The organism is Methanobrevibacter sp. (genome assembly GCF_017406825.1).
GTDB lineage: Archaea > Methanobacteriota > Methanobacteria > Methanobacteriales > Methanobacteriaceae > Methanocatella.
Map to the genome: position 1 here is coordinate 1 of NZ_JAFQXT010000041.1, position 24,616 is coordinate 24,616.

The 24,616-nt window shown below is 39.0% G+C and carries 33 protein-coding genes and 1 pseudogene; 8 read left to right on the forward strand and 26 right to left on the reverse strand.

Features of this window, described 5'->3' with window-relative positions:
- From IJF99_RS07060 to IJF99_RS07070, 3 genes and pseudogenes are all read right to left on the reverse strand, one after another.
- Positions 1–604: pseudogene (locus IJF99_RS07060) on the reverse strand (hypothetical protein); the annotation flags it as partial.
- 391 nt (positions 605–995) lie between these two features.
- Positions 996–1,454: a hypothetical protein gene (locus tag IJF99_RS07065; protein ID WP_292793556.1), complete on the reverse strand. Its 459-nt coding sequence runs from the start codon at positions 1,452–1,454 to the stop codon at positions 996–998.
- Complete coding sequence (locus IJF99_RS07070; RefSeq protein WP_292793558.1) at positions 1,441–1,785, reverse strand: DUF2085 domain-containing protein; 345 nt, start codon at positions 1,783–1,785, stop codon at positions 1,441–1,443. Before IJF99_RS07070 ends, IJF99_RS07065 begins: the two co-directional genes overlap by 14 nt.
- Before the next feature lie 390 nt (positions 1,786–2,175).
- Here IJF99_RS07070 and IJF99_RS07075 point away from each other — a divergent pair, with 390 nt between their 5' ends.
- Entirely contained in the window at positions 2,176–2,835 is a 660-nt protein-coding gene (locus IJF99_RS07075) for an Ada metal-binding domain-containing protein (protein WP_292793560.1), read from the forward strand.
- 142 nt (positions 2,836–2,977) lie between these two features.
- Positions 2,978–3,631, forward strand: coding sequence for an MmcQ/YjbR family DNA-binding protein (locus IJF99_RS07080; RefSeq protein ID WP_292793562.1), 654 nt, complete (start codon positions 2,978–2,980; stop codon positions 3,629–3,631).
- Between the two features lie 24 nt (positions 3,632–3,655).
- Here the strand turns inward: IJF99_RS07080 and IJF99_RS07085 are convergent, their stop codons facing one another.
- The 6 genes from IJF99_RS07085 to IJF99_RS07105 form a co-directional block, all read right to left on the reverse strand.
- Complete coding sequence (locus IJF99_RS07085) at positions 3,656–4,321, reverse strand: hypothetical protein (RefSeq protein WP_292793564.1); 666 nt, start codon at positions 4,319–4,321, stop codon at positions 3,656–3,658.
- Position 4,322: 1 nt separating this feature from the next.
- Positions 4,323–4,802, reverse strand: a complete 480-nt coding sequence (locus IJF99_RS07090; protein ID WP_292793566.1) for a hypothetical protein — start codon at positions 4,800–4,802, stop codon at positions 4,323–4,325.
- A 244-nt stretch (positions 4,803–5,046) separates the two neighbouring features.
- Positions 5,047–5,442 (reverse strand): hypothetical protein, encoded by a 396-nt coding sequence (locus IJF99_RS07095; protein WP_292793568.1) that lies wholly within the window; start codon positions 5,440–5,442, stop codon positions 5,047–5,049.
- On the reverse strand, positions 5,442–5,588 hold the full coding sequence (locus tag IJF99_RS09500; protein ID WP_366931260.1) for a hypothetical protein: 147 nt from the start codon (positions 5,586–5,588) through the stop codon (positions 5,442–5,444). The genes IJF99_RS07095 and IJF99_RS09500 overlap by 1 nt, the downstream gene beginning before the upstream one ends.
- Positions 5,589–5,598: 10 nt before the next feature.
- Complete coding sequence (locus IJF99_RS07100) at positions 5,599–5,868, reverse strand: hypothetical protein (protein ID WP_292793570.1); 270 nt, start codon at positions 5,866–5,868, stop codon at positions 5,599–5,601.
- 137 nt (positions 5,869–6,005) lie between these two features.
- Positions 6,006–7,145: a transposase gene (locus IJF99_RS07105; protein WP_292793572.1), complete on the reverse strand. Its 1,140-nt coding sequence runs from the start codon at positions 7,143–7,145 to the stop codon at positions 6,006–6,008.
- 453 nt (positions 7,146–7,598) lie between these two features.
- On the opposite strand from IJF99_RS07105, the gene IJF99_RS07110 reads away from it, so the two are divergent.
- Positions 7,599–8,237, forward strand: coding sequence for a hypothetical protein (locus IJF99_RS07110; RefSeq protein WP_292793574.1), 639 nt, complete (start codon positions 7,599–7,601; stop codon positions 8,235–8,237).
- Positions 8,238–8,295: 58 nt separating this feature from the next.
- Here the strand turns inward: IJF99_RS07110 and IJF99_RS07115 are convergent, their stop codons facing one another.
- The 14 genes from IJF99_RS07115 to IJF99_RS07180 all read right to left on the reverse strand — a co-directional run bounded on the left by IJF99_RS07115 (position 8,296) and on the right by IJF99_RS07180 (position 18,336).
- Entirely contained in the window at positions 8,296–8,460 is a 165-nt protein-coding gene (locus tag IJF99_RS07115) for a hypothetical protein (RefSeq protein WP_292793576.1), read from the reverse strand.
- Between the two features lie 64 nt (positions 8,461–8,524).
- Positions 8,525–9,106 (reverse strand): hypothetical protein, encoded by a 582-nt coding sequence (locus IJF99_RS07120; RefSeq protein WP_292793578.1) that lies wholly within the window; start codon positions 9,104–9,106, stop codon positions 8,525–8,527.
- A gap of 15 nt (positions 9,107–9,121) precedes the next feature.
- The gene (locus IJF99_RS07125; protein ID WP_292793580.1) at positions 9,122–9,727 is read right to left on the reverse strand and encodes an Ig-like domain-containing protein; all 606 of its coding nucleotides are present in this window, start codon (positions 9,725–9,727) and stop codon (positions 9,122–9,124) included.
- Positions 9,728–9,764: 37 nt separating this feature from the next.
- Entirely contained in the window at positions 9,765–9,929 is a 165-nt protein-coding gene (locus IJF99_RS07130; protein ID WP_292793582.1) for a hypothetical protein, read from the reverse strand.
- Positions 9,926–10,255: a hypothetical protein gene (locus tag IJF99_RS07135; protein WP_292793585.1), complete on the reverse strand. Its 330-nt coding sequence runs from the start codon at positions 10,253–10,255 to the stop codon at positions 9,926–9,928. The genes IJF99_RS07130 and IJF99_RS07135 overlap by 4 nt, the downstream gene beginning before the upstream one ends.
- A 23-nt stretch (positions 10,256–10,278) precedes the next feature.
- Complete coding sequence (locus IJF99_RS07140; protein WP_292793588.1) at positions 10,279–11,535, reverse strand: NADAR family protein; 1,257 nt, start codon at positions 11,533–11,535, stop codon at positions 10,279–10,281.
- Positions 11,536–11,853: 318 nt separating this feature from the next.
- Entirely contained in the window at positions 11,854–12,222 is a 369-nt protein-coding gene (locus IJF99_RS07145) for a hypothetical protein (RefSeq protein ID WP_292793590.1), read from the reverse strand.
- Positions 12,223–12,258: 36 nt separating this feature from the next.
- Positions 12,259–13,131 (reverse strand): hypothetical protein, encoded by an 873-nt coding sequence (locus IJF99_RS07150; RefSeq protein WP_292793592.1) that lies wholly within the window; start codon positions 13,129–13,131, stop codon positions 12,259–12,261.
- A 221-nt stretch (positions 13,132–13,352) separates the two neighbouring features.
- Positions 13,353–14,855, reverse strand: a complete 1,503-nt coding sequence (locus IJF99_RS07155; protein WP_292793595.1) for an ATP-binding protein — start codon at positions 14,853–14,855, stop codon at positions 13,353–13,355.
- On the reverse strand, positions 14,849–15,925 hold the full coding sequence (locus tag IJF99_RS07160) for a DNA double-strand break repair nuclease NurA (RefSeq protein WP_292793598.1): 1,077 nt from the start codon (positions 15,923–15,925) through the stop codon (positions 14,849–14,851). The genes IJF99_RS07155 and IJF99_RS07160 overlap by 7 nt, the downstream gene beginning before the upstream one ends.
- A gap of 96 nt (positions 15,926–16,021) precedes the next feature.
- The gene (locus IJF99_RS07165) at positions 16,022–16,774 is read right to left on the reverse strand and encodes a geranylgeranylglyceryl/heptaprenylglyceryl phosphate synthase (protein ID WP_292793600.1); all 753 of its coding nucleotides are present in this window, start codon (positions 16,772–16,774) and stop codon (positions 16,022–16,024) included.
- A 79-nt stretch (positions 16,775–16,853) separates the two neighbouring features.
- Positions 16,854–17,000 (reverse strand): 50S ribosomal protein L40e, encoded by a 147-nt coding sequence (locus IJF99_RS07170; RefSeq protein ID WP_292793602.1) that lies wholly within the window; start codon positions 16,998–17,000, stop codon positions 16,854–16,856.
- 166 nt (positions 17,001–17,166) lie between these two features.
- Complete coding sequence (locus IJF99_RS07175; protein WP_292793604.1) at positions 17,167–17,697, reverse strand: DUF367 family protein; 531 nt, start codon at positions 17,695–17,697, stop codon at positions 17,167–17,169.
- A 3-nt stretch (positions 17,698–17,700) separates the two neighbouring features.
- On the reverse strand, positions 17,701–18,336 hold the full coding sequence (locus tag IJF99_RS07180; protein ID WP_292793606.1) for a hypothetical protein: 636 nt from the start codon (positions 18,334–18,336) through the stop codon (positions 17,701–17,703).
- 120 nt (positions 18,337–18,456) lie between these two features.
- Between IJF99_RS07180 and IJF99_RS07185 the strand changes: the two genes are divergently transcribed.
- From IJF99_RS07185 to IJF99_RS07195, 3 genes are read left to right on the forward strand one after another with little or no spacing between them, the layout of a single operon-like run.
- Positions 18,457–19,167 (forward strand): hypothetical protein, encoded by a 711-nt coding sequence (locus IJF99_RS07185; RefSeq protein ID WP_292793608.1) that lies wholly within the window; start codon positions 18,457–18,459, stop codon positions 19,165–19,167.
- Positions 19,168–19,171: 4 nt separating this feature from the next.
- Entirely contained in the window at positions 19,172–19,705 is a 534-nt protein-coding gene (locus IJF99_RS07190; RefSeq protein ID WP_292793611.1) for a nicotinamide-nucleotide adenylyltransferase, read from the forward strand.
- A gap of 48 nt (positions 19,706–19,753) precedes the next feature.
- Positions 19,754–20,191: a molybdenum cofactor biosynthesis protein MoaE gene (locus tag IJF99_RS07195; RefSeq protein ID WP_292793614.1), complete on the forward strand. Its 438-nt coding sequence runs from the start codon at positions 19,754–19,756 to the stop codon at positions 20,189–20,191.
- Between the two features lie 143 nt (positions 20,192–20,334).
- Here the strand turns inward: IJF99_RS07195 and IJF99_RS07200 are convergent, their stop codons facing one another.
- On the reverse strand, positions 20,335–20,541 hold the full coding sequence (locus tag IJF99_RS07200; protein WP_292793617.1) for a TOBE domain-containing protein: 207 nt from the start codon (positions 20,539–20,541) through the stop codon (positions 20,335–20,337).
- A 140-nt stretch (positions 20,542–20,681) separates the two neighbouring features.
- Here IJF99_RS07200 and tsaA point away from each other — a divergent pair, with 140 nt between their 5' ends.
- Positions 20,682–21,188 (forward strand): tRNA (N6-threonylcarbamoyladenosine(37)-N6)-methyltransferase TrmO, encoded by a 507-nt coding sequence (gene tsaA / locus IJF99_RS07205; protein WP_292793620.1) that lies wholly within the window; start codon positions 20,682–20,684, stop codon positions 21,186–21,188.
- A gap of 31 nt (positions 21,189–21,219) precedes the next feature.
- Here tsaA and IJF99_RS07210 read toward each other — a convergent pair whose 3' ends face one another.
- Positions 21,220–22,251 carry a M42 family metallopeptidase gene (locus IJF99_RS07210; RefSeq protein ID WP_292793623.1) on the reverse strand — a complete coding sequence of 344 codons (1,032 nt, stop codon included), beginning with the start codon at positions 22,249–22,251 and terminating at the stop codon, positions 21,220–21,222.
- 96 nt (positions 22,252–22,347) lie between these two features.
- Here IJF99_RS07210 and IJF99_RS07215 point away from each other — a divergent pair, with 96 nt between their 5' ends.
- Positions 22,348–23,103, forward strand: coding sequence for a ferredoxin (locus IJF99_RS07215; RefSeq protein ID WP_292793626.1), 756 nt, complete (start codon positions 22,348–22,350; stop codon positions 23,101–23,103).
- Here IJF99_RS07215 and IJF99_RS07220 read toward each other — a convergent pair.
- Positions 23,098–24,615 (reverse strand): flagellar protein, encoded by a 1,518-nt coding sequence (locus IJF99_RS07220; protein WP_292793629.1) that lies wholly within the window; start codon positions 24,613–24,615, stop codon positions 23,098–23,100. The two genes, IJF99_RS07215 and IJF99_RS07220, sit on opposite strands and share 6 nt — an antisense overlap.
- Position 24,616 lies beyond the last annotated feature (1 nt).

Consider the following 24,616-nt stretch of genomic DNA (forward strand, 5'->3'; position numbering starts at 1 on the left):
CGAATCTTGGGCCTCTTTGGGCTGCAAAATGAAGAATTAATCTTGTGTCTACGTCGATTGAAATATGGTTTTTTACGTAGCTTTTTCTTTCTTTTCGTCTTATTATTGCGTAATATTTGTCAGCGTAGTCGTTAGTGAATCCACTTCCGTCCAAAGCTATTATTTCACCATTTATTTGGTGATTTCTTAATATTTGTTTGTTTAATTCTTGCAATATTGATGTTGGTAGTCTTTGGAAGAATTTCTGAAGTGTTATGTAATGTGGAACCTTTTTTAAGTACAAATATCTTTGAATTTTATCAGATAACTCTAATAAATCAGTTATTTGTCTGTATGTGCTTCGAGTGTAGATTTTAACTGCCAAAAGTGTGAACAATGTAGGTTGTGTGAAGTCATGCTTTGAAAAATTGCTTGAATACTTATTTAACACAATTTTTGAGTATTTAAATACATATTTAATGAATTTAAATAGTTTATTTGGCTTAATATCCTTGTTTATTTCTTTAATTTTTTTGAGTGCTGGTTTTTCAAAACTAAAATCCGAAAGATTTAATTGCTTTGAAAACAAACTGCTAACTGGAGAATAGGTATTTTCTTTGTTCATTTAATATTTATTCTCCATTTTACTATATATAATTATATATTGATTATTTTTTCTAATCGATGTGAAATTTCAAGTATAAAACAGAATAATTAATAATCAGATTATTTCAAGAGATTCTAAGTAAAAATAGAAATAAAAATAGATTTTTAAAAAATTTTTGCAAAAATCAAATAAGATTTCTACAAAGCCATAAATTCATTCTATTTTTTACTAACATACTTCATATATGAAGCCTATAATTAAAAAACACTTTTTATATAATAAAACATCCTATTCAAACATCAAAATTAAAGGAAATAAAGAAAAATTTAAAAATTAATGAAACTAATGTCCCATCCTAAAATATTAAAAAAAAGACCAATAGCATTAACTATTGGCCCATATAATTTTATTATAATGTTGTTGAAACAGTAACAACACCATATTCACCAGTGGTACTGGCATCTTTTATAACTTTTCCATCTTTGATAATTTCTACTTTCAATTCTGATGAATCTCCACTTTGTTTTTGAATAGCTGCTGAAACAATACTATCCGCATCACCTAAATCTATTGTATCCTCTCCAGTTCCATCATAGGTACTTTGAGAACCAACATCACCAATAGATCCGGACCATGATCCATCTGTTATAATGTGTACTTGCACACCTTTTTGTTGTTCAACTGCAGTATCATCACTTGAATCATCTGTTGTGGTTGATGGAGATGTATTTTTATCTGAAGATAATCCTCCGCCAATCATTGCAATAATAAAGATTCCTATACAGCACACTGCAATGATAGATATTGCTTTTTTAGCAGTACCCCATTCTTTCCAGTCATCTAAAAAACTCATTTTAAAGGCCTCCATTTATTTTTAGATATAGGAAGTATTTTAATGCTTTAATGAGTATTCCTAAACCTAATCCCCCCAATAGACCAGTGAAAAATCTTAATGCATTGTTACTTTCTCTATATCCTTTTAATTGTGTTAATCCATCTATTGCAGTTGGAATTAGCAACATTATTGCAAAAGAAAGTAAATACATATTATAATTTACAAAGAAGAAATATGTATATATAAAATATATAATTAAGGATAGATAAAATCCAGTACATCTAGCACATACAGGAAATTGATGTCCTTTAATAAAAAAACTTCTTTCTGGTTTTCTGTGGCATATTATGTTAGTTATACTCATATCTTTAACACATCATTAATACTTCTATTTAATATTATTATATGATGTATTTATACATTTTACTATTTTTTATATGGAATGATTAAAAAAATTTTTACATGAGTTATTAATCTGGTCATCACATGTTTTTGGAATATAAATAACTGAACTTAAATAATATTAAAAATATAAAAGAAACATTAAACAAATAAATCATTGTAAAATAGATTATCCCATAAGAAACGATTTGAAATTTTTCAAATCTAACGAAGCAAAAATCCTTTTAGCATACTTTTAAACTATATGATTTTATGTAATCTGGTTATGCATTAAGTTTTGCTGATAGGAAATGTTGAATAAATTTATTAAATCAATGGCCCAAAAATATAATCAATAATTAAAGGTGGAAACATGAAATTTCAATGCAAAATAATTTGTTTTTTAATTTTAATCTTGATGATAATTGGCAGCATCTCTGCTGTTTCAGCCTCAATGGAAATAAAGGGCGGTGCCTTTTCCACAGATGGGGGTTTGGAGGATTTGACTTATGCCTCCATTTATGTGGGTGAGGAATATTCCGGAGATGCGGTTATTATTCAGATTTTCTATTCACGTGACGGATCCCTATTGAATCATGGGAATATGGTTCCGAATACTGTGACATATGACGGCTTCATCAACGTCAAGAGTGCGGACGCATACAGCTACTTCCCTGATCATGCAAAAATCAACCTATATGATTCAAACAGCAATCTGCTTGATACCTTGGAAGTGAACTTGTCTCCGGAAAGCGGAGTCCAGACATTCGGCGTCAAAGACTATGACCACACATACATCTACAGCGACACAACAAGCACCGGTTCATCTTCAGGTTCCTCCTCTGATTCAGGGGGAAGCAGCTATCACTCAGGCACATCCAGCAGCTACATCGGAAACAGCGAAACAGGAAAATTCCATGCTCCTGGCTGTGGTGATGTGGATAAGATGAATCCAAGCAATAAGGTATCCTTCTCAAGTCGTGATGAAGCGATAAGTCGTGGTTATTCCCCTTGCGGACACTGCCACCCTTAATATTTTTTTAATGGAAAATGATTATATTCCTATCCAAGGATTTATAAAAGAATATGATTATCTTTTCCAAACTATTTTTTTCCCAAAGGATTTTAAAGTTTAATGAAAATCTGTAAATACATTGACCTAAAAACATTACATCATGAGAGACCTATCCGAAATGCTTGAAAAGAGAAGCATAATCCCTGAAAGACTGGCCGATTACGGCTTCAATGAGGACTGCATTTTTGAAAAGACCCTGTCAAACCCGAATTTCAGGGCAGTCATAGCCTACAAAAACGATACCCTGACCTCAAGGGTGGTCGATTTGGAGTCAGGTGACGACTACATCCTGGTTGACGTCAAGACCCCTATCGGCAGGTTTGCGGCCGAACTTAAAATGGAATACGAGGACATCATAGATGATGTGATAGAAAAATGCACAATTCCCGATGTCTTCAAACACGCCCAAACCAGAAGGCTTATCGACATGGTCAACGACAGATACGACACCCGACTGGAGTTTCTCTGGGAAAGATTTCCAAAAAATGCAATCTGGAGAAACAAAAATAACAGCAAGTGGTTCGGCGTTCTCGGAGCGGTCGATAAAGCTAAAATCGGCCTTGAAGGCGAAGGGGAAATTGAGATAGTCATCCTTAAAAACGACGACATCCCCTCAATCATAAACGGGAAGACAATTCTTGAAGGATATCACATGAACAAGAAATACTGGATCTGCATTCCCCTCGACGGAAGAATCACAGATGAGGAGCTTTTCGCACTGGTTGAAAGAAGCTTTGATTTGATTTCAGGGTGACTCCTTTTTATGTGTTTGAACATCTTAATATTTAAAATCATGTTTTCCTTTTACTGACTCAAAACATAACATTTCAAGACCATTTGCACCGTTAAAACAATCATTATCAAAAGTGACAAAATCTATTGGGTCGCTACTAAAACACGCAAAATCATGCCCATCCAATATAACAATTCTATCCTCATCACTAACACGATTATTCTTCAACAGAATATCAATATCCGGATAATCATTAGTTCTTTTAGGAGTTAAATGCATTATGTTTTCTAAATCTTTTTTATTGCTGTTTAAAGTAATCGATAAATCTTTTAAACAATAGTTTATTGCTTTTTTTATATCCAAAAATGAAATTTGAGTTTCAATACCGAAATATTCATTCCAAAACGGACTGATTGAACTTTTTACATCCTCCATGAATTTTCCAGAATAATTATCTAAAGCAAAATTCTTCAAATCAAAATAGGAATAGAACTCCTGATTAGGATTTTGAAGATACTTTTGCAAATCATTGAAAAATAATTTCAGGTATTTCTGCTTAATCAAAAAACGATGATTAAATTCTTCCTGAACAAAATTTGACCAATACAATTCATCGTATATTTTAAATGCTTCTTTTGACTGCAAATGAAGTGAATTTAAAAAGAACAGATATGCTATTATCAGGTTAGTGTCAAAAAATGCCCTTTTCATTTTAATCGCCTGCCAAATTCCCAATGATTTTTTTGCATGTTTCCTCATTATATTTGGGACTTGGAATGGCCATTTCAGTATAATAATATTCCTGCATTTTACCGCAATACACTAAAAATTCTTCGCTTTTAGGAAGGTATTCCTCAGGTTTATTTATTCTGACGTACAGTAATTCATCAAATGCAGTGAAAAGATTTCTGAAGAAACCTTCATGGGCTATCAGCTCCTCGGACCTATCCATCAAATCATGGTACATGGTGCAGATATCCATATAACTGCAGGATTCCTCATGAAATCCTTCGCCATCCAATTTCCTTGCAAAATCAATATAGGAGTCATAGAATTCCTCTTTTAGATTTTGCTTTGCTTTTTGTTTAAGCATTGCAAATATTCTCATTATCAGTAATTTGATCTTATCATATGCTTTTTGTGTAGAGCTGCTTAAAATATATGGCTTTGGTTGTTGATTTTCGGTTAACATATTTTAAATCTCCGTTTTATGTAATTGGATTTACAGTTAATGATTGGTATTCCATGTATTTAAAATATTCAGTTTTTTTTTCAATGCAATTTTACAATACCGAACAACATTTGCTTAGATTTGTTAAAAAAAAGCAAATATTAATTCAAAATGAATAAGACCTAACAAATTTACAATTTTTTGAAATTCAAATCGGAATCTATCTCATAATGGACTTCACCACTGCCCCCTATGAATGTGGCAATCATATAATCGCTGATTCGTAAAATGTTGTGCTTGTGTAGACATCCCTTAATTCCAGGCCCTCGCCCGAAAGCCTTTCCACCAGGCCCCGGAATTCGGGGCTTTCAAAGAGCTTGGAGTAAATGAACCTGAACTCCCTTTCATCGGGATTAAACCGGCCAGGGGAGTATGGCACATAGCACCTGTCAAGGATGATGACGTCCCTGAATTTGTCCTGCCTCAAAAAGACGTATATCTGGGGATAGGTGTTTGTGAACACCATTACGAACCCGCAGCCGTATTGGCTTTCCTCATCCAGGATGGACTGGAATATCTCATCATACATGCTGTCGGTCAAAAAGAGAGGCTCCCTGAAGACTTCAAACCTTTCCCTTGTTGAAAGGTCTGAGTCGCGCATCACTTCATATATAGAAACCCAGACTGGACCGTCACCCTTCGCTTTTGACTCTTCGACGTCTCATCCCATCTGAAATGCGCTCCGCAATGGCTGCAGTATGGCTCTCCCCTCATCACAATCGAACCGCAATTCGGACATGTGTTCATTTCAACTCACCTAATAGTTCTCTCCAAGCCATCCCTGATTGACGTCCGGAAATCCGCATTCTTCGCAGTATCCGTCGAAAAAAGGTGCACCGCAGGATGGGCATTCGGAAAATGAAGGTCCGCTGTAATTCCTGTTATATGTGCTTTTTGAAGCTGTACTGGTTTTGCTTGTGGATTTTGTGGAAGAACCGCTGCCGTCATCACAGCAGGTTGAAATAATTGCCGAGAAAACGATGAATGCCAAAAATGTTCCAACAACACCCAAGCCTGTTTCAAACATAATTAACTGTTTGTGTATAAGTTATATTAATCCTTTTACTTAATGCAACAATTAAGAGATTATAAGATGTAAACTTGAACCACCCTGCCCTAAAAGAGGGCAGGGATTCCTGAATTTTTTTTCACTTAATAGGTTAATTAAGTATTTTTCAGGCTATCCCCGTTGAACCAGCGGTTTAGAATATTAATTGCTGCGTTTACGTCCCTATCAAGTATTTTATTGCAGTTTGGGCATTTCCAGTTGCGTGTTTTGACGTCTAACTCTTTGTTTATGTGTCCGCAGTGGTGGCATGTTCGGCTTGTATTTTTGCTTTTTACGAATTGTACGCCGTCTGCTTTGGGTTTGTAGAGTTGGAATTTGTCTTTTAGTCTTTTTATGAATCGCGATAGAGGAAATACCATGTTTTGTTCTCCTCCGATGAGGATCTTGATAGTGGAGTAGTTTTCTTCAAAGACTATGGTGTCGTATTTTTTGACTATTTGATAGGTTAATTTTTCAATGTAGTCATCTAATTGGTTTGTTCTTTTGTTGTACCATTTTTGTAGTCTTTTTTGTAGTTTTTTCCATCGTCTGCTTCCTTTTCTGCATCGTGACATTAATCTGTTGATGTGTTTGATCATTTGGTTGTCATGGTCAACATCAAAGAATTCTTTTTGTCCGTCGCTTGTGACTAGCCATCCGTTTTTGTTGGAATTGATATCGCATCCTATGTGTTCTTCTGTTAATGATAGTTGTTCTGGTGGATTTGTTTCCATGTTAAATACGGCATAGTGTTTTAATCCATCATAGTATACTGTGATGTTGTTGAATTTGGTTTCGGGACTGTTTAGTAAATCCAGGTTTTCTACACTTGTGCTGAATTCTATTTCTCCGTGTTTTCTTAGTGTTACTGTGTTGTTTTCTACTGGTTTTTTGTCTTGTCGGATGGTTTGTCTGAAGCTAGGCCTTGTTTTCTTTCTAGAGTGGAATTTTGGAGGATGGTGTCTTTTGCTTTTAGCACTGTTTGTGAAAGCTTTATGCAAATCATCTCGTGCCTGTTGAAGGCTAGTGGACTCTGTTTGCCTCAAGTAAGGTAATTCTTCTTTAGATTCGTTTAAGAATTGATTTAATTCTGTTTTAGTTGGAATTTTAGTAGAATCATCTCCATATTTGGTTTTATATTTATTTAAAAGTTCATTATGGGTTTTACGAGTGCAACCATAGTTTTTTTTAAACATGACTTCTTGTTCGGGGGTTAAATGAAGTTTAACAACCACCCCTCGAATATATTCGCCCATAAAAATCACAATCCTCCAGTTCCATTTGTTATAATATTTTTATATATATCATTCCCCTAAAAGAAATGAAAAAACATCTACTCTTTTTTAAAACAACAATTAAAATCACATTTAATTGAATAATATACAATTTATAATTACCCCTATATAAAAAAGAGTGAGAGCATTTGAGAAGTAATCGAATAACGAACTCAAAGCAATTTTTCAAACCCAAAACAATTTTTCATACTCCAAGTAATATTTTAAAATCACAAAAAAAAGTATACTGAACAAAAAGTTATGGCCTAAAATAGCCTCTAAATAAACACAAAATAAAAATAACACAACAAAATTAATTAAAAAAGATAGTACACCCAATAGTGCAATTCATCCACGACTTAAAAGAAGTCGTGGTATTCTTGCATTTTTAAGATAAACACAAAGTATATATACGATTGAAGCGCCTTTAATCATATGACAACAATCAGAGATTTTGACGAGAAATGTCCTGTCTGCGAAAAAACATCACCGCAGCAAGTAATGATGAGCACAAGCACCTGGGGATATCCGGACCTTGACCTTAGGCCGGCCGAAATGAAGAGGTCCAGCATGTTCGCCTGGCTCAATGAATGTCCCCACTGCGGATACATATCAGGCAACTTCGAAAATGAGCCCTGCATCACCAAAGACTTCTTGAAAAGCGAAAAGTATCTGACATGCGACGGCATCGAATTTTCAAGCAAACTTTCAGCAAAGTTCTTCAAGGCATATCTTATTGCCAATGAAGAAAAAGACACACAAAAGTGCTTTTTCAATCTCCTTCACTGCGCATGGACATGCGATGACGCCGGCGATTCAAATGCGGTGAAAATAAGAAAGATGGCACTGGACCATTTCGATTACCTTGAATACGGCGACGGCGAAAAAAAGGATTATCTTGCGATGAAAGCTGACATTCTCAGAAGAAGCGGCCAGTTCGACAGGCTGACCAGCGAGTTTTCAGATGTCGTCATAGGCGAGGAACCATACGACACAATCATAGGCTTCCAGATACAAAAGGCAATAGAAAGGGACACAGGATGCTATACCGTTGGGGATGCAATCGGAAAATGATTGCATCAAATCTTTTTTTTATTATCTAATCTTGAATGCATAGACCCTCTGGTTATATTCATTGATATCCTTTAAAACGAGGGCTTTTTGGCAGCGGAAAAGCCTTGTCCTGAATGATTTCAATAACTTTTGTGAACTCCCTAATCGACTTATCGAAGGATTTCATCGAAAGAAGAGCTTCGCCCTTTGACCAATAGATACGAATGAACCGCACTTTGGACATATTGGCAGGATATCTCACTCAATCAATTATTTATTTTCTAAAAAATGTAATTTTGAAGGCCAAATCACATTTCCAATTCTCCGCGTTTCCACTTCTCCTGTCTTTCAACAAGGTCAGAATATTGTCTTCCAACTTCCATTGGATGCTGTCCATCAGGATCAACAACTACTCCATTGCTATCATAATACACATTCAACTCACTATCATAATATACGGAATTGGCATTGCTGGATGAATAGGCTGACGCTTCAACAACCTCCTCTTTAATGGTCAAATCCTGTGTTGTATTATTTCCAGTGTAGTTTTCATTTCCCTCATAGGAAGCAATGACAGTATACTTTCCCTCTTCCAGATCCAAATCAAGACGGCCTTTTCCTTTCGAATTGGTTTTAATCACATCATCAAGGACGACCTTGCCTTTAGAATTGGTAATTGTAACATTGACTATTTCATTTGATATTGGAGTCTTATTCAAATCACTCAATATGATTGATAATTCTCCTCCTTCGTACTGTTCCATATCACTTGTTATCTTAATTTTTGTTGGTTCCTTTGCATGCATCGGATCCAATAATACGAATCCAATTGCAGCAATCAAGATTACTATTATCACAAGCAATATTATAATTATATGTTTATTTTCCATTATTATATCCTCAATCTATCCAAAATACCCATTACTTGTCCTCTCTCCAGTTCTTAGGTCCACAGTACTTCGATATCCATCCTCATACTCCTGAATAACATAATACTCATCAACTTGATACCTGTTGGTTTCAGGATAAGGGTCATTGCTAGGCGGCAAATTGTCTATGCTATACGGCAGGGATGAGGACTGAGAACTGGTTGCAGCAGGGGCTTGTGCAACTACCTCTTCTGCATTGATTGTCAATCGCTGTGATGAATTATCTCCATCGTAGTTTTCATTTCCTCTATAAGAAACAATAATTAAATAATATCCCTCTTCCAAATCCAAATCAAGACTGGCTGTTCCTTCTGAATCAGTTTTGATTGCATCATCAACTACAACATTGCCCTCTGAATCAGAAATTGAAACAATTACAACCTGATTGGATATTGGTTTTCTATTGGAGTCAACCAACATGACCGACAATTCCGCGCCTTCGTACTGTTCATGGTCACTTGTAATTTTAATTTCTGTGGATTCCTTTAAAAACGTTGAATCCAATAATACGAATCCGATTGCTGCTATGAGAATAACAATTATTGCAAGCAAACCTATAATTATTAAATGATTCCTTTCCATAATACTCTCCCCTATGATAATTAATATTGTGTCAATATTATATTATAACAATTTCGACAGGCCTAACCGTCCCTTCTCTCATCAACCAGGCGGGGCCTTGAGCCTGACTTGTCCCAATATTTTGTAAGCTTCTGCCGCAGCTGATGCACCTGTCGGCCGTGTCCTTGTTGGGATAGCTGCAATAGAAACAATGTTTTGTCATTCACTCACAATCTTTTCTATAATCAATTCATTTGCGATTTCATAGGCGAGTTCCTTCTGGCCGAGTATATCATTATTGTCTATGAACCACTTCCTGAAAATCCTTTCCGGCAAATCCCCTGATGTGAATACAGTAATCAGAATTTCATCATAGCCCCATTTTTCGTAATGGCTTTCAACCTTTGTGATGTAGAAGCTGTCCAATCCCTCATGGTTCAATCGGCCTTTCAAATCTCCAAGAATCTCATCTATATCTATCGGGATTAGTTCATCATCCTGCAATTTCACTAGGGGAATGTGCAGGACATATCTGTTTTCCAATATCATCATATCACCTGCAAATGAGCGAATCAGAAGAATTCACCCTCATCACTCATACCTATCGGGAAACTTACTCTTTCAAGCCATTCGGGAGTGTTGACTTCAGCAACCGGGTCCATCTTCAAGGTTTTCGCAAACTCCTCCCTCAATTCGGCCACCATTTTCCTTTCAAGGTCTGTTGTGTTTTCAAACGCCTCATCAAACCCATCCGGCAGGTGAAGCAGCACGATTTGGGTTTTGCCCTCATGGGCGTAGACGTCAAGGACCTTGAATCTTGAATCCCTATTTCCCACGTGCAGGCCCCAGTCGGTTCCCTGCTCAAACTGTGAAAAGTCTTTCAGGAACTGTGAGAGAATCAGATACCTGTGGGTGGTTTTCATTCCGCCGATCTTGTCTGTGGCATCGACAAATGCCCTTTCCGTGAGAATCTGTCCCGCTTCATATTTTTCGGCCAGGCCTTCCTTGAGGTCAATGTCCCTTACGTATCTTGATGAGCCGTGAAGAATTGTCCTTACTACCTGATATTCGGGAGACTGCGGGTCCTCTGCAGGATTCTTGTCGTGCTGGACATATGGATAAGCGTTCTTGAGGTATTCTGTGTATTCCCAGTCGATTAAATCCTCGTTTTTATAGAGCCTTCGGATTTCATCCCTGAGCTCCATCAGGGCGAATCCGAAGAGGTTTTCCTCACCTCCCCATTCGTCGTCTGAGATGTAGACAAGGGACTTGTCTCCAGTTGCCAGGAGCTTTTCTTTAAGCTCTTCATCATTCATGATCTTGCAATAGCATGCGTTGAGGCATACTGTGTATTTGAATTCCTCCCATCTGTCGCGTTCCTCATCCGGAACCGGAAATATCCTGAGCGATTCAATTGGAACTTCATCGGCGGGATTTCTGACCATGGAGAAGTATCTTGAATAGAGAATCATGTGTTCAATTGATTTGAACCTCAATGAGTCGCTTTGAAACTCCTTTTCATCCTCCATGGTTATGAAGTCGTTTACGACAATGCTGTCCCCGGTTATTTTTGAGTATTTCGGCTTTCCGTAGTCCCTCCAGAGAAATCCCAGGAGAACCCCCCTTGGGGAGTTGAATTTCTTGTCTTCAAAAAGCCAGTTTTGAGGTTGGGGAAAGAGTTCAAAGAATTCCTGAGAACGTGGAGGTTCATTCATTCGGTAGTGCTCTCCATATCCCATTCTCCAGCCCATTGTGATGGCTGAAAGTTCTGGGTATACGAGCCATCTTGGCGCGGCATGTTTTCCTTTGTCACAGTATTTCTTTTCCATTGATAATTGCTCCTAGTTTGAATTTAAAGAGTGCATTAAAAAATCAATCCACACTGAAAAATTAAAAGTTTAATGTTGATGGCTTGAGGTGTTTAACGTGTCCTCCATATAATATATTGATAACAAGTTGTTATTAAACTTTGCGATAGTTGGAAATTCATGGCACAACATCTACATGTCAAAAGTGAAGTTCTGTTGATTCGCCAGGTCCTGCCGAAATATGGGATATGCAGTCCATATAATTAAATCTGAAAATTAAAAGTGATGAATAAGAATATGAATATTGAATTATATGATGGCAAAATTGGGACAAGAAAATCACTGTCTTCTTGAATCAAGCTTCATGTTCTTATAGGCCAAATCGGCATCGGTTTCCTGCCATTTCAAATCACCGGCCAGAACCTTCTTTTTTAATGTTTGAAGGCTTCTTGATTTCAGCTCGGAACCCCTGTAACACCAAAAGTCTCCATCTCTATAGACATTCAGAAATCCTGTGCGGTTGTTTTCATCGAACTCCAGGGATTTTTCGGCCAAATCCTTATCCAGAATGTGCCACTTGAGTCCATAGAGATTTACAAGAAGCTCAAGTTCCTTCAAGGTATTTGCAGTAAGTTTCTTATCGCCGTAGTGATATAACCATGAATTGTCCTCCATCAGATAGACATTCATGAATCCTGAGAATTTCATGATTAAAAATATGTTTTTTTTAATTATTAAAACCTATTATTTTGCATCCAGTTCTTCTTTCAGTCTTTTGTTTTCGGCTTCAAGATCAGCGATTTTATCATTAGCAGCAGCCAAATCCTCATTAGCAGCAGCCAAATCCTCATGGGCATAGTCCAGGCTTTTCTTTAATTCCTCAAATGAGGCTAATTTTACAATGCTTTCATTTGATGTGTTATTATCAATCATATCAGACAACCTCAAATATTCATTTTCATCTTCAAAAAATGCATCAATCATCAATGTGATGACCGAATACAGTACAAATTCCATTTTATAATCCAAATCATCAACAATTTCAGTATAGATATTCACAACACTTCCAATTGTTTCACATGCATTTTCTCTTGGAGTGTAAAGTGCAATCACCCCTAAATTTAATGCATCCTCTGTGTTTAACTCGTTATTATTTTTTAATTTTCTTTTTAGATTATTTAATCTTTCGTATATGTTTTCTTCACCAAGATTAAGGAAATATATTTTTGTAATGTCAGATGGGGATCTAATGAGAAGATTTTTTGATTTTTCTTCTTTCAAATGTGATGCGACAACCAATAATGTCGGCAAATGCTCATCAACAACCAATTGAATATCATAATTACCAATAGTATTCAATTTAAAATCATCCACTGGTTTGGATTGATGTTCAAGACCTACTGCAACTTTTTCAAACAGCGTCTTGAAATCTGGATCTGCAATATATGCAGAATCCATCTCGCCTGTTGTTCCATCCTTTAGATGAACCCTTCTATTGATTACTTTAACAAATTCACCAGGAACTCCAATAATTTTCGTATATTCCTCTGGAAACTCGTTAAACATAATACTATGGGCCAAATCGAAAGGTTTTGGAAATTTCTTTTTTCGGGACATGATATTTTCCTTAAATAATCTTTATTTAAACCTCAATAATCTTATTGAAATCCAATATAAGGTATGTTCTATTAAGTATATAAATATATCTCTTCATTTTGAATATATTTTTACAAACAAAAAACAATTAAGAGGTTAAATAAAAAAACAAGGTTAAATCAATATTTACTTCACTTGATAATTTTTGAAAATATCACTTAAAAAGAAGAGAGGGAAATGAATCAGTAGTCATATCCCATATCCAACAATTCATCTTCCAGCCTGTCAATCTCTTCAGCTTCCCTTTCAAGAGAATCCTTGAAGTGGGAAATGATATCCATATCATCACCGTGCCTGCGACCCTTGAACTCATCTATCTTGACTAGTGTCGGCACTCTGGTCATCAAACCCAGAACTATGGCCTCACCAACGTTCAGTGAAGGCAATTGGTTTATCAAATCCTGTGAGAGGCTTTCGCTTGCAGACTGAACGTGCCTCTGGTCTTCGGGCTCGACCAGCCTCAATATTATCATGTTGTTCATTTGTGATAACGCATCATGGTCAACGGTTTTTGGTGACTGGCTGACGAGACACAATCCCAAGCCGAACTTACGCCCTTCCCTTGCAACCCTCTGAATCCAGCGTTTGGAATCGCTGTCGCGTCTGTTTGGCGCAAGTATATGTGCTTCTTCTAATATGTAGAACACCGAATTGTCAAGCAGTTCCTCCTTGTTGCCACTGTTTGCCGCTTTTTTTGACCTTTGAAGGGAATTCCTTAGTATGTGGCTTACAAGTACGCTTGCAACGGACTCGTCGACCTGGCTCAAGTCAAGGACATTGACATGGGCCTTTTTGATGCTTGTCAGGATGTTTCCAGTGTACTGGTCGAAGAGATTGGAGTACCTGTCCATCGAATCGTCGATCTTGTTCATGACATCGATTATCTTTTTGTCCGAACCCTCTTCCAGGGACCATACTTCCAGTATATTATATATTAACTGAAGGAAGTTGTTTTCACTGGCAACACCATCCTCGATTTGCTTTCTTGCTTCCTTGAACGCCTTTCTGAAGAAGCGTTCCTGCACGAAAGCGTTGGCTGGAATGTTGACCAGCTTCTTGATTTCATGGAATGTCATGTATTTCGGATTGATTTTCGGCTTTATGACATTCACTCCGCCGTTTGGAAAATCTGCATCCCTGTACTCCCCGTGCATGTCGAAGACGAATACCGGTACGTTGTAGCCCAGCAGCTGGTCTATCAAAACGGATACGGTATTTGACTTTCCCGCACCTGTCATCGCAAGGATTGCAAGGTGCCTTGACAGAATCGGATTGGCGTCGACGTTTACGTCAACATCACCCTGGTTTACGAGTGTTCCAAGCTTTATCGGATTTTTCACCCTGAATATCTCATTGAGCATTCCGCTGTCCGCCAGATGTATCTCGGTTCCTGGAAGCGCCGGTGTTCGCGGGAGCCTGAGATTGTCGTTGACGTCCCCTAGGATTTTAACCTTGCCCCTGATGTAGTTGTCTTCGGCCCCTAACTGGGATATTTTCTGGATTGCCTTGAAGTCGTTGACGTCGATGTTGAGGGCATCGTTTCCCCTCACCAGGTTTTCAACCATTCCCAGTACCTTTTTTCCGTCATATTCTATTGTCACATATTGGCCGACCTGCGGCATCTTGTCTGAAATAAATGTTACTTCGCTTAAACTGGTTTCTCCTACACATATTCCTACTACCATGACATCACTTCCCTGTTTGTTGACTCGTAAATCCTCGCTATCTTCATCAGTTCCTTCATGTTCCTGTCGGTTATCACCACATCATTATGGGCCTTGTTGAGAAGGTAGGGATAACCCTGAACGGACAGGACATTAATCTTACGCATGATTTCAAAAACCTCTTCCTTCGTTGCCTTATACGGCAGCTCCACTTTCAAAACGTTCCTGCTGTCCTGAAAACGCACATAGAAAACAGTGAATGTCAGGCTTTTAAAGAAATCGTTGAAATATGGGAATGCCGCCTTTTCATAGACTGTCCTGTATTTTATTATTGACATTCCCTGCTTCTTGTCGGTGAACTTGTCGAGAAACGAAATGTCGGGAATGTTCCAGTGAAACAACTCATTGTCGGATGAGGTCTTGGATATTGAAATGATCCTTTTTTTGAACTGCAGAATCTCCTTTAGAAGAATGATCTTTTCAACTGATGCCAAATGAAGGTTATACTCCTCCATCCTGTTGACGTCATCCCTTTTCGGCAGTTCCATAAGTTTGAGGGAATCCCTTATCTCGGGAAATACCAGGCCGTACCTGTTGATTTCCAGCCTCCTCTCGAACTCCGCAAGGAGGGATTCGTCCAGATTGTCCCTGAGCTTTGGGGGCAGTTTGGAACCTCTTGGAAATGCGTTCTGCAAATCTCCAAGGATGGAACCGTCCAGCATGTAATAGTCAACGTCATATTCCCTGATTGCCCTCAGTGCACACTTGAGCTCGTATATCGCCATGTAATTGCTTAAAAGTTCATCAAGAAAGCCCACATGGGGAATGTCGAAAATGTCAGAATCGTCGATCTTTTTGATTTCCCCGTCATATATTATCGATTCGGCTCCGACGGCACAGAAATTTGTGGTGAGGAATTTCTTCTTGTTGAAGCTTCCGTCTCCGGCCGCAATCGAGAATTCACTTTTGCTTTCACCTATCGCTCGGGCAAACCATTTGTATTCAAGCTGGGATTCAATATCGGCATCTGAAGTAATGTCCCTGATAAATCCCCTTTTGGCAATGGCTTTTTCATATAATGAATTTAACATAGTATCACAATTATAATATTGGCATCAAATATTATTTAAATCAAATGAGAGCATTTGAAAAGTATTAAAAAAAAAGATAAAAGTTGAGCAGTTAAACTACTCGAGTGAAGCCTTCATTATGGCTCCGGTAAGTTCCTGTATTTTGCCTTTGACGTCATCGACTTCTTCAACGACGGTTCCTGTTACGATGATGTCCCCTCCGGCTTTTGCTGCCATGTAGGCTGCTTTGCCGTCACGGATGCCTCCTCCGACAACAAGGATGTTTTTAGGAGCTGCCCTTTTGGAGTATGCCACCATTTCAACAGGGATAGGTTCCTCTGCGCCTGAGCCCGCTTCAAGATAGAAGAACTTTATGCCGAAAAGCTCGGCAGACATCGCATAGACCGCAGGTATTTTAGGCTTGTTTCTAGGAACGAGATTTGCATCTCCAACCCAGCCCACTGTTCCTCCGGGAGCGACCACCATGTAGTGCATTGAAAGGATTTCCATTCCGGAAGCCTTGACTGCAGGTGCTGCAATGGCCTGTGCGCCGTTAATCCAGTGAGGATTTCTGGAGTTCACATAACTCATGTAGAATATTGCATCGGCATATTTGCTTACGCTGCTTGTGTTTCCAGGGAAAATGATAATAGGCACAGCAATGTTTTCTGACAATATCTTACATGTGTTGTCAACATCATCTCCATTAACAGTGGACCCTCCAATCATTATGCCGTCAGTGCCTCCTTCAATAGCCTGTGTTGCTATTTCAAGGGCCTGTTCAGGTGTCTGTTCATCAGGATCGATTAATGTAAAATGAATCTTTCTTGTCTTTAAAATATCTCTAATGTAATTTTCAACGTCTTTCATATGAATACCTAAAAATAGTTTTGTTGAAAATGATATATAATTGTTTAGAAAAAAAATAGTTGAATGAAAGAGAATAAGATTATCCTCTTTGTTCTTTTGCTTTGAATCTTAAGCCTTTGTAACCGCATTTTCTGCAGGTTGTTGCACCGGCAGGGTTACGTGCATTACATTTTAAGCAGATTTTGATGTTGAACATTCTGTTTTCTGCTTCTTCGAATCTTGCCATTAATAACTCCTCCTTATAATCGTGAAAATTAATAATAATAAAGCGTTATGTTTACATAACTATTAATTAATTATTTTATGTTAATAGTATTTAAATGTTTAGTTAAAATGAGTTAAAATAAGGAAAAAACACATCCGATAAAAATTAAATATTCCGACAAATGGAATCACCCCTTCGAATCAATGCCCCTCTCAGAGAGTATTTCATTTTGAACCTTCACAACCCCGGCGCTGGTGTCGGCTTCGCTGTAGGCCTCAAGCAGCTCATGGTTAAGCTCAAGAAAGGTGTGGCCCCACTTATATCCGTTCATCAAATCGCGAGCCTCATCCTTGAAGCGGGTAATGTAGAGAGTGGCCGAAATCGCCTCAACGGTCGAGAGGATGCATGCCTTTCCATAGTTCACCGGATTGGTTGCAATCAGAAACGGCAGTGACCTGTGGTATTTGGAAAGGGAAAAGAATTTTCTGGAACTTGACACCTCGTTCCATGAGCAGTCAAGCCCTACAATTCCTCTTCTTTGCACATAACGGTAGTCCTCATAGGATACGGCCTTCTCAGCATATGGATTGAGAACGATAGCGCCTGACGGAATCCTGTTGATGTTGTCGACCAGACGACATTTCCCCATCTTCGCCAGTTTTATGGCTGTGCACTTCTTCTTGTCGCACTCGTTTGCATGAAAGACCGTGATTTTCATGGACTATCCTTCCAATGCTGATGTGTTTCCTGCCTTGTACTGCTGGATCAGCTCCATCTGCTGGGCGAATTCGCTTTCTGTCAGGCCGAATTCCTCATTGATTTTAGGAACGTCACTGCTTTGCTTTAGGGTTATGCTTTCAAGCAATGGTTCTATATAATCTGTGTATGCCTCGCCGAAGATGTTTGTGCCGTTTACATCTGATTTAGGCTCGATGATTGCATAAATGAGATATCCCTGTTTATCGCCCTGGGACTGGCAGATTATGATGTTCATGGTATTGTCTGCACTGGCTGTCTGGTTTCCTGTTACTGCCTGTGTGAAGTAGATGTTCCAGTCGTTGCCGTTTATAGTGCGCTGCTCCGGATTCATAACTCCCTGAATGTAGTATATGTCCATCAGTGATTCTGAATCGTCCACTGTTGATATGTTGTATGTGATTTTATGTTCGCTGTCCTCGTAGGATTTCATGTAATCCTGGCTGCCGTCCGCTAATTTGACCTTTCCGACAAAACTGCCCTGCATGAATGATGTATTGAATGGGGTGGTTTCTGCCGGTGCCTTATCGTCGCCGCTTAACATTCCAGTAGCAAATATCACTCCTACAATCGCAATGACTGCAACTACTGCTACTGCCATAATTATAATATTCCTATTTTCCATTGAAAATACTCCTTTTTAATAATTGGGTTATATATTTACTTTTAGTGAAAAGTGTTTAATATAAGTTTAGGCAGATATTTAAATAAGGTTATTTCTATGAATAAAAAATTAAAATATCAGATATTGCTCGTAATCCTTGTGATTATCCTGATTGTCAACCTGTCACTGATAATCAGTGAGGTTGCAAGGGGCGAGAGCAATACTTATAATGTAACTTCTGTTGGAAGCAATGTGAACGGAACTGTCTATAAGATTATAGCGGGAGACGCATCCTCAAACGAGACTGTGGCCATCATTTTGGGCGTTCATCCAAGAGAGCATGAGATACATGAGGAAGTCAACAAGACAATATATAACATAACCTCTGAAAACGGCACACAGGACCTGCATAAGAGGTTTGTGGTATACTACGTGAAAATCAATGATGACATCACCTCCCATGACGATACAAGGGCTGCCGGCGAGGAACTGGCAAACATGTACATCGTTCCGAATATCGTCGACGACGACCCGTTCCTTGTTGTGGACGTTCATGAGATAGATCCGGATTACGAATATTCCAATTTCATATTCAGCCTCTCCAACAGGACAGACAAGATTGACAGGTACATAACAAAGATATCCAATGACGTCAATCTTGTAAACTTTGATTTTAACGAAGGTACAAGCCCTGAAAGGGTTACAATGCCTATTGCCGATAAGGGGCTCAACACTTTCCTTATGGAAACTTCAATTACGGATTCAATCAGCCAGAAGCATCAGACCGCTGAAAATCTCGTAAGGAGTTTGGATGAAATAGTGGTGTGATATTATGCATAAAGTTCGAGGTATACTGATCGGTCGCATGCAGCCCGTCCACAACGGGCACATGGAAGTGATAAAGCAGATTCTCTCTGAAGTCGACGAGATTGTAATTGGTATCGGCAGCGCTCAGCTAAGCCATGAGCTCAAAGACCCCTTCACTGCCGGTGAGAGGGTCCTGATGATGAACCAGGCCCTGGCCGAGATTGACGTTGACCCCTCAAAATATTATATCATCCCTATGCAGGACATCAACTTCAATGCGATATGGCCTTCCCATGTCAAGATGCTGACCCCTCCGTTCGACATAGTCTATTCCGGAAACCCTTTGGTCAAGCAACTCTTCGAAGAGGAAGGTTATGAGGTTAGACAGCCCCCTCTTTATGACCGTGTGCATTTGTCCGGCACAGAGGTGAGGCGCCGCATCCTCAATGATGAGAACTGGGAGGAACTGGTTCCGAACGCCACTGTTGAGCTTATAGAAGAAATCAAGGGCGTTGAGAGAATAAGGAATTTGTCCGTGAAAGAAGTGAGTGACATATAACAATAGTTATATATGATGAGGCCCCATCATAAGAATAGAGGTAAAAAAATGACAGTAAGAGTTATCGAAGCAAAAGAAGATAAGGTTACAACCGCTGATTTAATAGAAGAATTGAAAAAAAGCACTAAAGTCGACTATTCAGGTGCAATATTCACATTTGAAGGAATCGTACGTGGAAAAGAGGAAAACATGAACCTTGAAAAGCTGATCCTCACCACACCGGACAGGGACAAGACCCAGGCGGAAATCGAAAAGATCGTTGAAAACGCAAAAATCAAATATAATGTCAATGAAATCTCAGTAGTCCACTACATAGGCGAGTTCTACACCGGAGACATGCTATTTTTAGTGGCGGTCCTTGGAAACCACAGACATGAAACCCTTGAAGCATTGAAGGAAGTCATTGAAACCGTGAAATATGAAGTCGAATTCAAAAAAGAGGAAATATCAAAAGAAGGAACCAAAACTATCCTTGCCGGTGGTTAGATGACCTTATTGTTTATCTTAAAATTAGTTATTTTGTTTTTAATAATATATTCAATCATTAAGAATCTAAAAACACTCCTGAAAGCAGGAGTGATTGTTTTAGTAGTCTTAATATTGTTAGGATTTATAGGATTATACTAATCCTATTTACCTATGATTACTTCAGTGGATTTGATGATAGCTGTAACGTCATCGCCTTCGCTTAAACCTAATTTTTCAGCAGATTCCTTGGTGATTACTGCAGTGATTGTGTTAGGTTCTGAAATTTCGATTTTGATGTTAGCCATTACTGCTCCGAGTTCCACGTTTTTAATTTTACCATTTAATTGATTTCTTGCACTAAGTTGCATATTAATTCACCTCATTGTTTTTTCTAATTATAACATTGCATCGAATTGTTTATAAATGTTTCGTTTTTTATCAAAATAACCATTTTGAAATCGATTACCTAAAATAGTTCATATCGTAAAAAAATATAATTTTTAATACTATGAAAACCAATATAACAAACATGAACATAACACTGGAATCTATCGGTACAATCCATACCGAATTCAACAAAATCGAAGGAATGCCAATTCAGCCGACAGGGGCAAAGGGAATAAAGGGCACAATAGAAATCAAGGACAAATATGCAGACGGTCTGAAAGACCTGGACGGATTCTCACACATCCACATCATCTATCTTCTCCACAAAGTGGAAGGATACATGCTTGAAGTCAAGCCGTTCATGGACAATGACACCCACGGCGTCTTCGCAACAAGATCCCCGAAAAGGCCAAACCGCATAGGAATGAGCGTGGTAAAGCTGAACGGGGTTGAAGGAAACACCGTCCACATAGAAAACGTCGACATACTAGACGGGACACCACTCCTTGACATCAAGCCGTATGTGCCACAACTCTACGAGGACACAATCGATGAGTTAAGGATAGGCTGGTTCGAAACAAAACACCAGAAGGCAAAATCACAAAAATCAGATGACAGATTCAAATAACTGTTTTTTAAAAAAAAGAAAAATAAGAAAGCTATAAGTCATTTATAGCTTTTACAATCAATTGGATTGTACTTTCAACATCGTCCATACTGCACACGCTTACAGGAGTATGAATATAACGTGTAGGAACTGATAAAACTCCGGTCGGAATTCCTTCACGGGTCAGATGGATTGCAGTTCCGTCGGTGGTTCCCCCATCACTTACCTCCAACTGATAAGGAATGTCATTGTCGTCGCCTGCCTTGATGAGCATGTCCTTTACGGATTTCTGAGTCAATATTCCTCTTCCGCTTGCATCAGCCAAAATGACGGCAGGACCCTTGCCGATTACGACAGGTGCCTCTTCAGGCTTGATTCCAGGATGGTCTCCTGACAATGTCACATCAAGTGCAAAGGCCAAATCGGGATTTAACTTGAATGATGCTGTCTTTGCTCCTTTAAGGCCGACTTCCTCCTGTACGGTACCCACGCCGTAAACGGTGGCGCGTGTATCGATTCTTTTCATGACTTCAATCATCACATAACAGCCCGCACGGTTGTCGATTGCCTTTCCCATGACAAGATTGTTAGGATACTGTGCAAAGATTGAGTTGAAGGTCATTACATCTCCGATTTTGACCATCTTTTCGGCATCTTCCTTGTCCTTTGCTCCAATATCGATGAACATGTCATCGAACTTGACAACCTTTTTTCTCTCTTCAGGAGTTGTTACATGAGGAGGTTTTGATCCGATTACACCTATAACGTCCTCACCTACTGATGAGTGGATTGTTACGGTCTGGTTCATCAGCATCTGATCGTTTATTCCCCCGATAGTGGAAAATTTAATATAACCTTTATCATCAATATATCTTACCATCAAACCTATTTCATCCATATGGGCGGCCAACATTACTTTAGGCGCCTTTTTGTCACCTTTTTTGGTAGCAATTAGGTTTCCCATGCTGTCGGTTTCAATTGTATCAGCTACATCTTTCAATTCACGTGAAATAATTTCAGCCACTTGGTCTTCGCAACCGGATACTCCCGGCGCCAAGCATAGCTCTTTCATTAATTCCATCATATCACCAAATAACTTTTAATATTTAATAATATTAAATTGTTTCTATTGCCGGAAATGTTTAAACCTTCAAAGACAAATATAATATCAGGTGAAAGAATGACTATTGTTGAAATATTTTTCAGCCCGTCAGGGACAACCCAAAAGGTGGCAGACCATATTGCCGGAAATTTTGACGGCAAAAAGGAAAATTGCAATCTTTTAATCTACAACGGAGAAAAAGAGCTTGAAAGCGATGACGTGGCAATTGTTGCGATGCCCGTATTTGCCGGAAGAATCCCGAAAACAGCACGCGAGAGACTATCAAAAATCAAGGCAAACGACACCCCTGCAATAGCTGTCGTTAACTACGGAAATGCCCATGTGAGCGATTCGCTGCTTGAGCTTGTGGAACTTTTGAAGGAAAACGAATTCAATGTGATTGCGGCCGCATCCACAGTCAGCCACCATTCAATATTTGATGGAGTGGCAGTCGGAAGGCCAGACAGTTCAGATTTGGAAAAAATCGATGAATTCAGCAAAAGATGCATGGAAAAGATAGAATCAGAAGAAAGCCTGTCCTGTGAGATTCCCGGAAACAGGCCATATGTCGACTACAAGCAGCTGCCGTTTGTCATAGGATGTGACGAAACTCTATGCGCATTCTGCTATGACTGCGTTTCAATATGTCCCGAACAGGCAATTGCGGAAGACGACCCTATCGAAACCGACCTGGATTCATGTTCAAGATGTACAGCATGCATTTCAATATGTCCTGAAGATGCGCGCAGTTTCATCGGAGATGCATTTGAAGCCAAAAAACCGGAGTTTGAAAAGGCAAATGCCGAAAGAAAAGAGCCTGAATTCTATCTATAGATTCATTCTCTTTTTGGCAACTTCCCTTACATATTCGTTTTCATCATTGATGGAGATTTCCTTTAAGACCTTCTTGCTTGCTATTTTTTTGACCGCCGCTTCACGAACTCTCCATTCCTCTTCGTTTCTTGCGATTTCTGTCAGGAGTTTCTGGTCCCTGATTAGGGAAACCGCACGGACGGAAATGTTTACTGATATTTTCTGTTCATAAATCTTGAACAAGCATTTTTCAACCTTGATTTTGTTCAATGCCTTGAGTGAGAATTCCTCATCCTCATTGGCAAGGACTATGCGTATCAATGTTTCCAAATCATTGATGTTAGGAAGGGTTGCCTTTCTTACGGAATCTATTTTTGCGTTTTTGAGGATGTCTATGAAATTTTTCTCCTGGCTTATATGCTTCAGCGCCTCATTTGCAACATCCTCATGTGTTGAATTGATTGCAATGTATGTGAAATCGTCTTCACCGGTGATTGCCGGATTTGCAACCGCATGGTTTCTTACGAACTGGTCCTCATCCTCAAGGGCTATTCTGACCAGTTCATCAGCATCGGTGATGTTTTTAACTGCAATCTGGCGAACGAACCTGTCATTGTCGGAAGAAATGACCTCGAGCAATACATTTTCATCTGTGATTTTTTTAACAGCTTCACTTCTTACAATCTTGTCGGAATCGTTGAGGGCAATCTGCTTGAGCAGCGATTCATCATCAATCTTTTGAACAAGGTCAAGTCTTACGTCGGCCTTGTGTGAATTCAAGGCAATTTCCTGAAGTATGTCCAAATCATCAATCCTGTCGAAGATGACGGACCTTATCTTGGCGTTGTCCTCATTCAGGGCAATGCTTGCAAGGGTTTCGTCGTTTTCAATCTTTCTGACGGCAGCCATCTTTACCGCTTCATCCTTATCTTCAATGACCACCCTTTTAAGGACATCATCATCCCTGAATGAGTCCTTTTCAACGCACTGCTTTCTGATGGATTTGTCCTTGGCCTCGAAGACCAGGTCATAGAGCACCTCCGGACTGTCTATTTTTTCGACGCATGCATTGCGGTACCTTTTGTCCTGGGCATCGGTGGCTATCCATTTGAGGGTTTCCTCATCAGTTACCTTTTCAAATATCTCATCGACCTGAGGGTTTTTCTTGGTGTTTATTACAACTTCGGCAATTGACTTGTTGTTTTCGCCAAGCCTTTCCCATGCAAAGCTTCTGACATCAAAAAACTGTGAGTTTTCGGCCGCATCGCGAAGCAGCCTTTCGTCCTTTACCTTATTGATTGCAATCAGCCTTATCGCCCTGTCCTTGATTGTTTTGGATAAGTCAAGGGCAACATACTGGTCGGTGATCTGGTCGGCTGCCGCCGCCCTTTCATACCTGTCCTTGCTGTTGGTGGCTATGTCCTTCAACAAAAGCTGGTCCTCATCAATTTCCAAATCATCTGGAATTACGGCCTTTTCAGGTGATTTTTGTTTTTTGTCATCGTTTTTCTTGAATCTGTCAAATAATCCCATG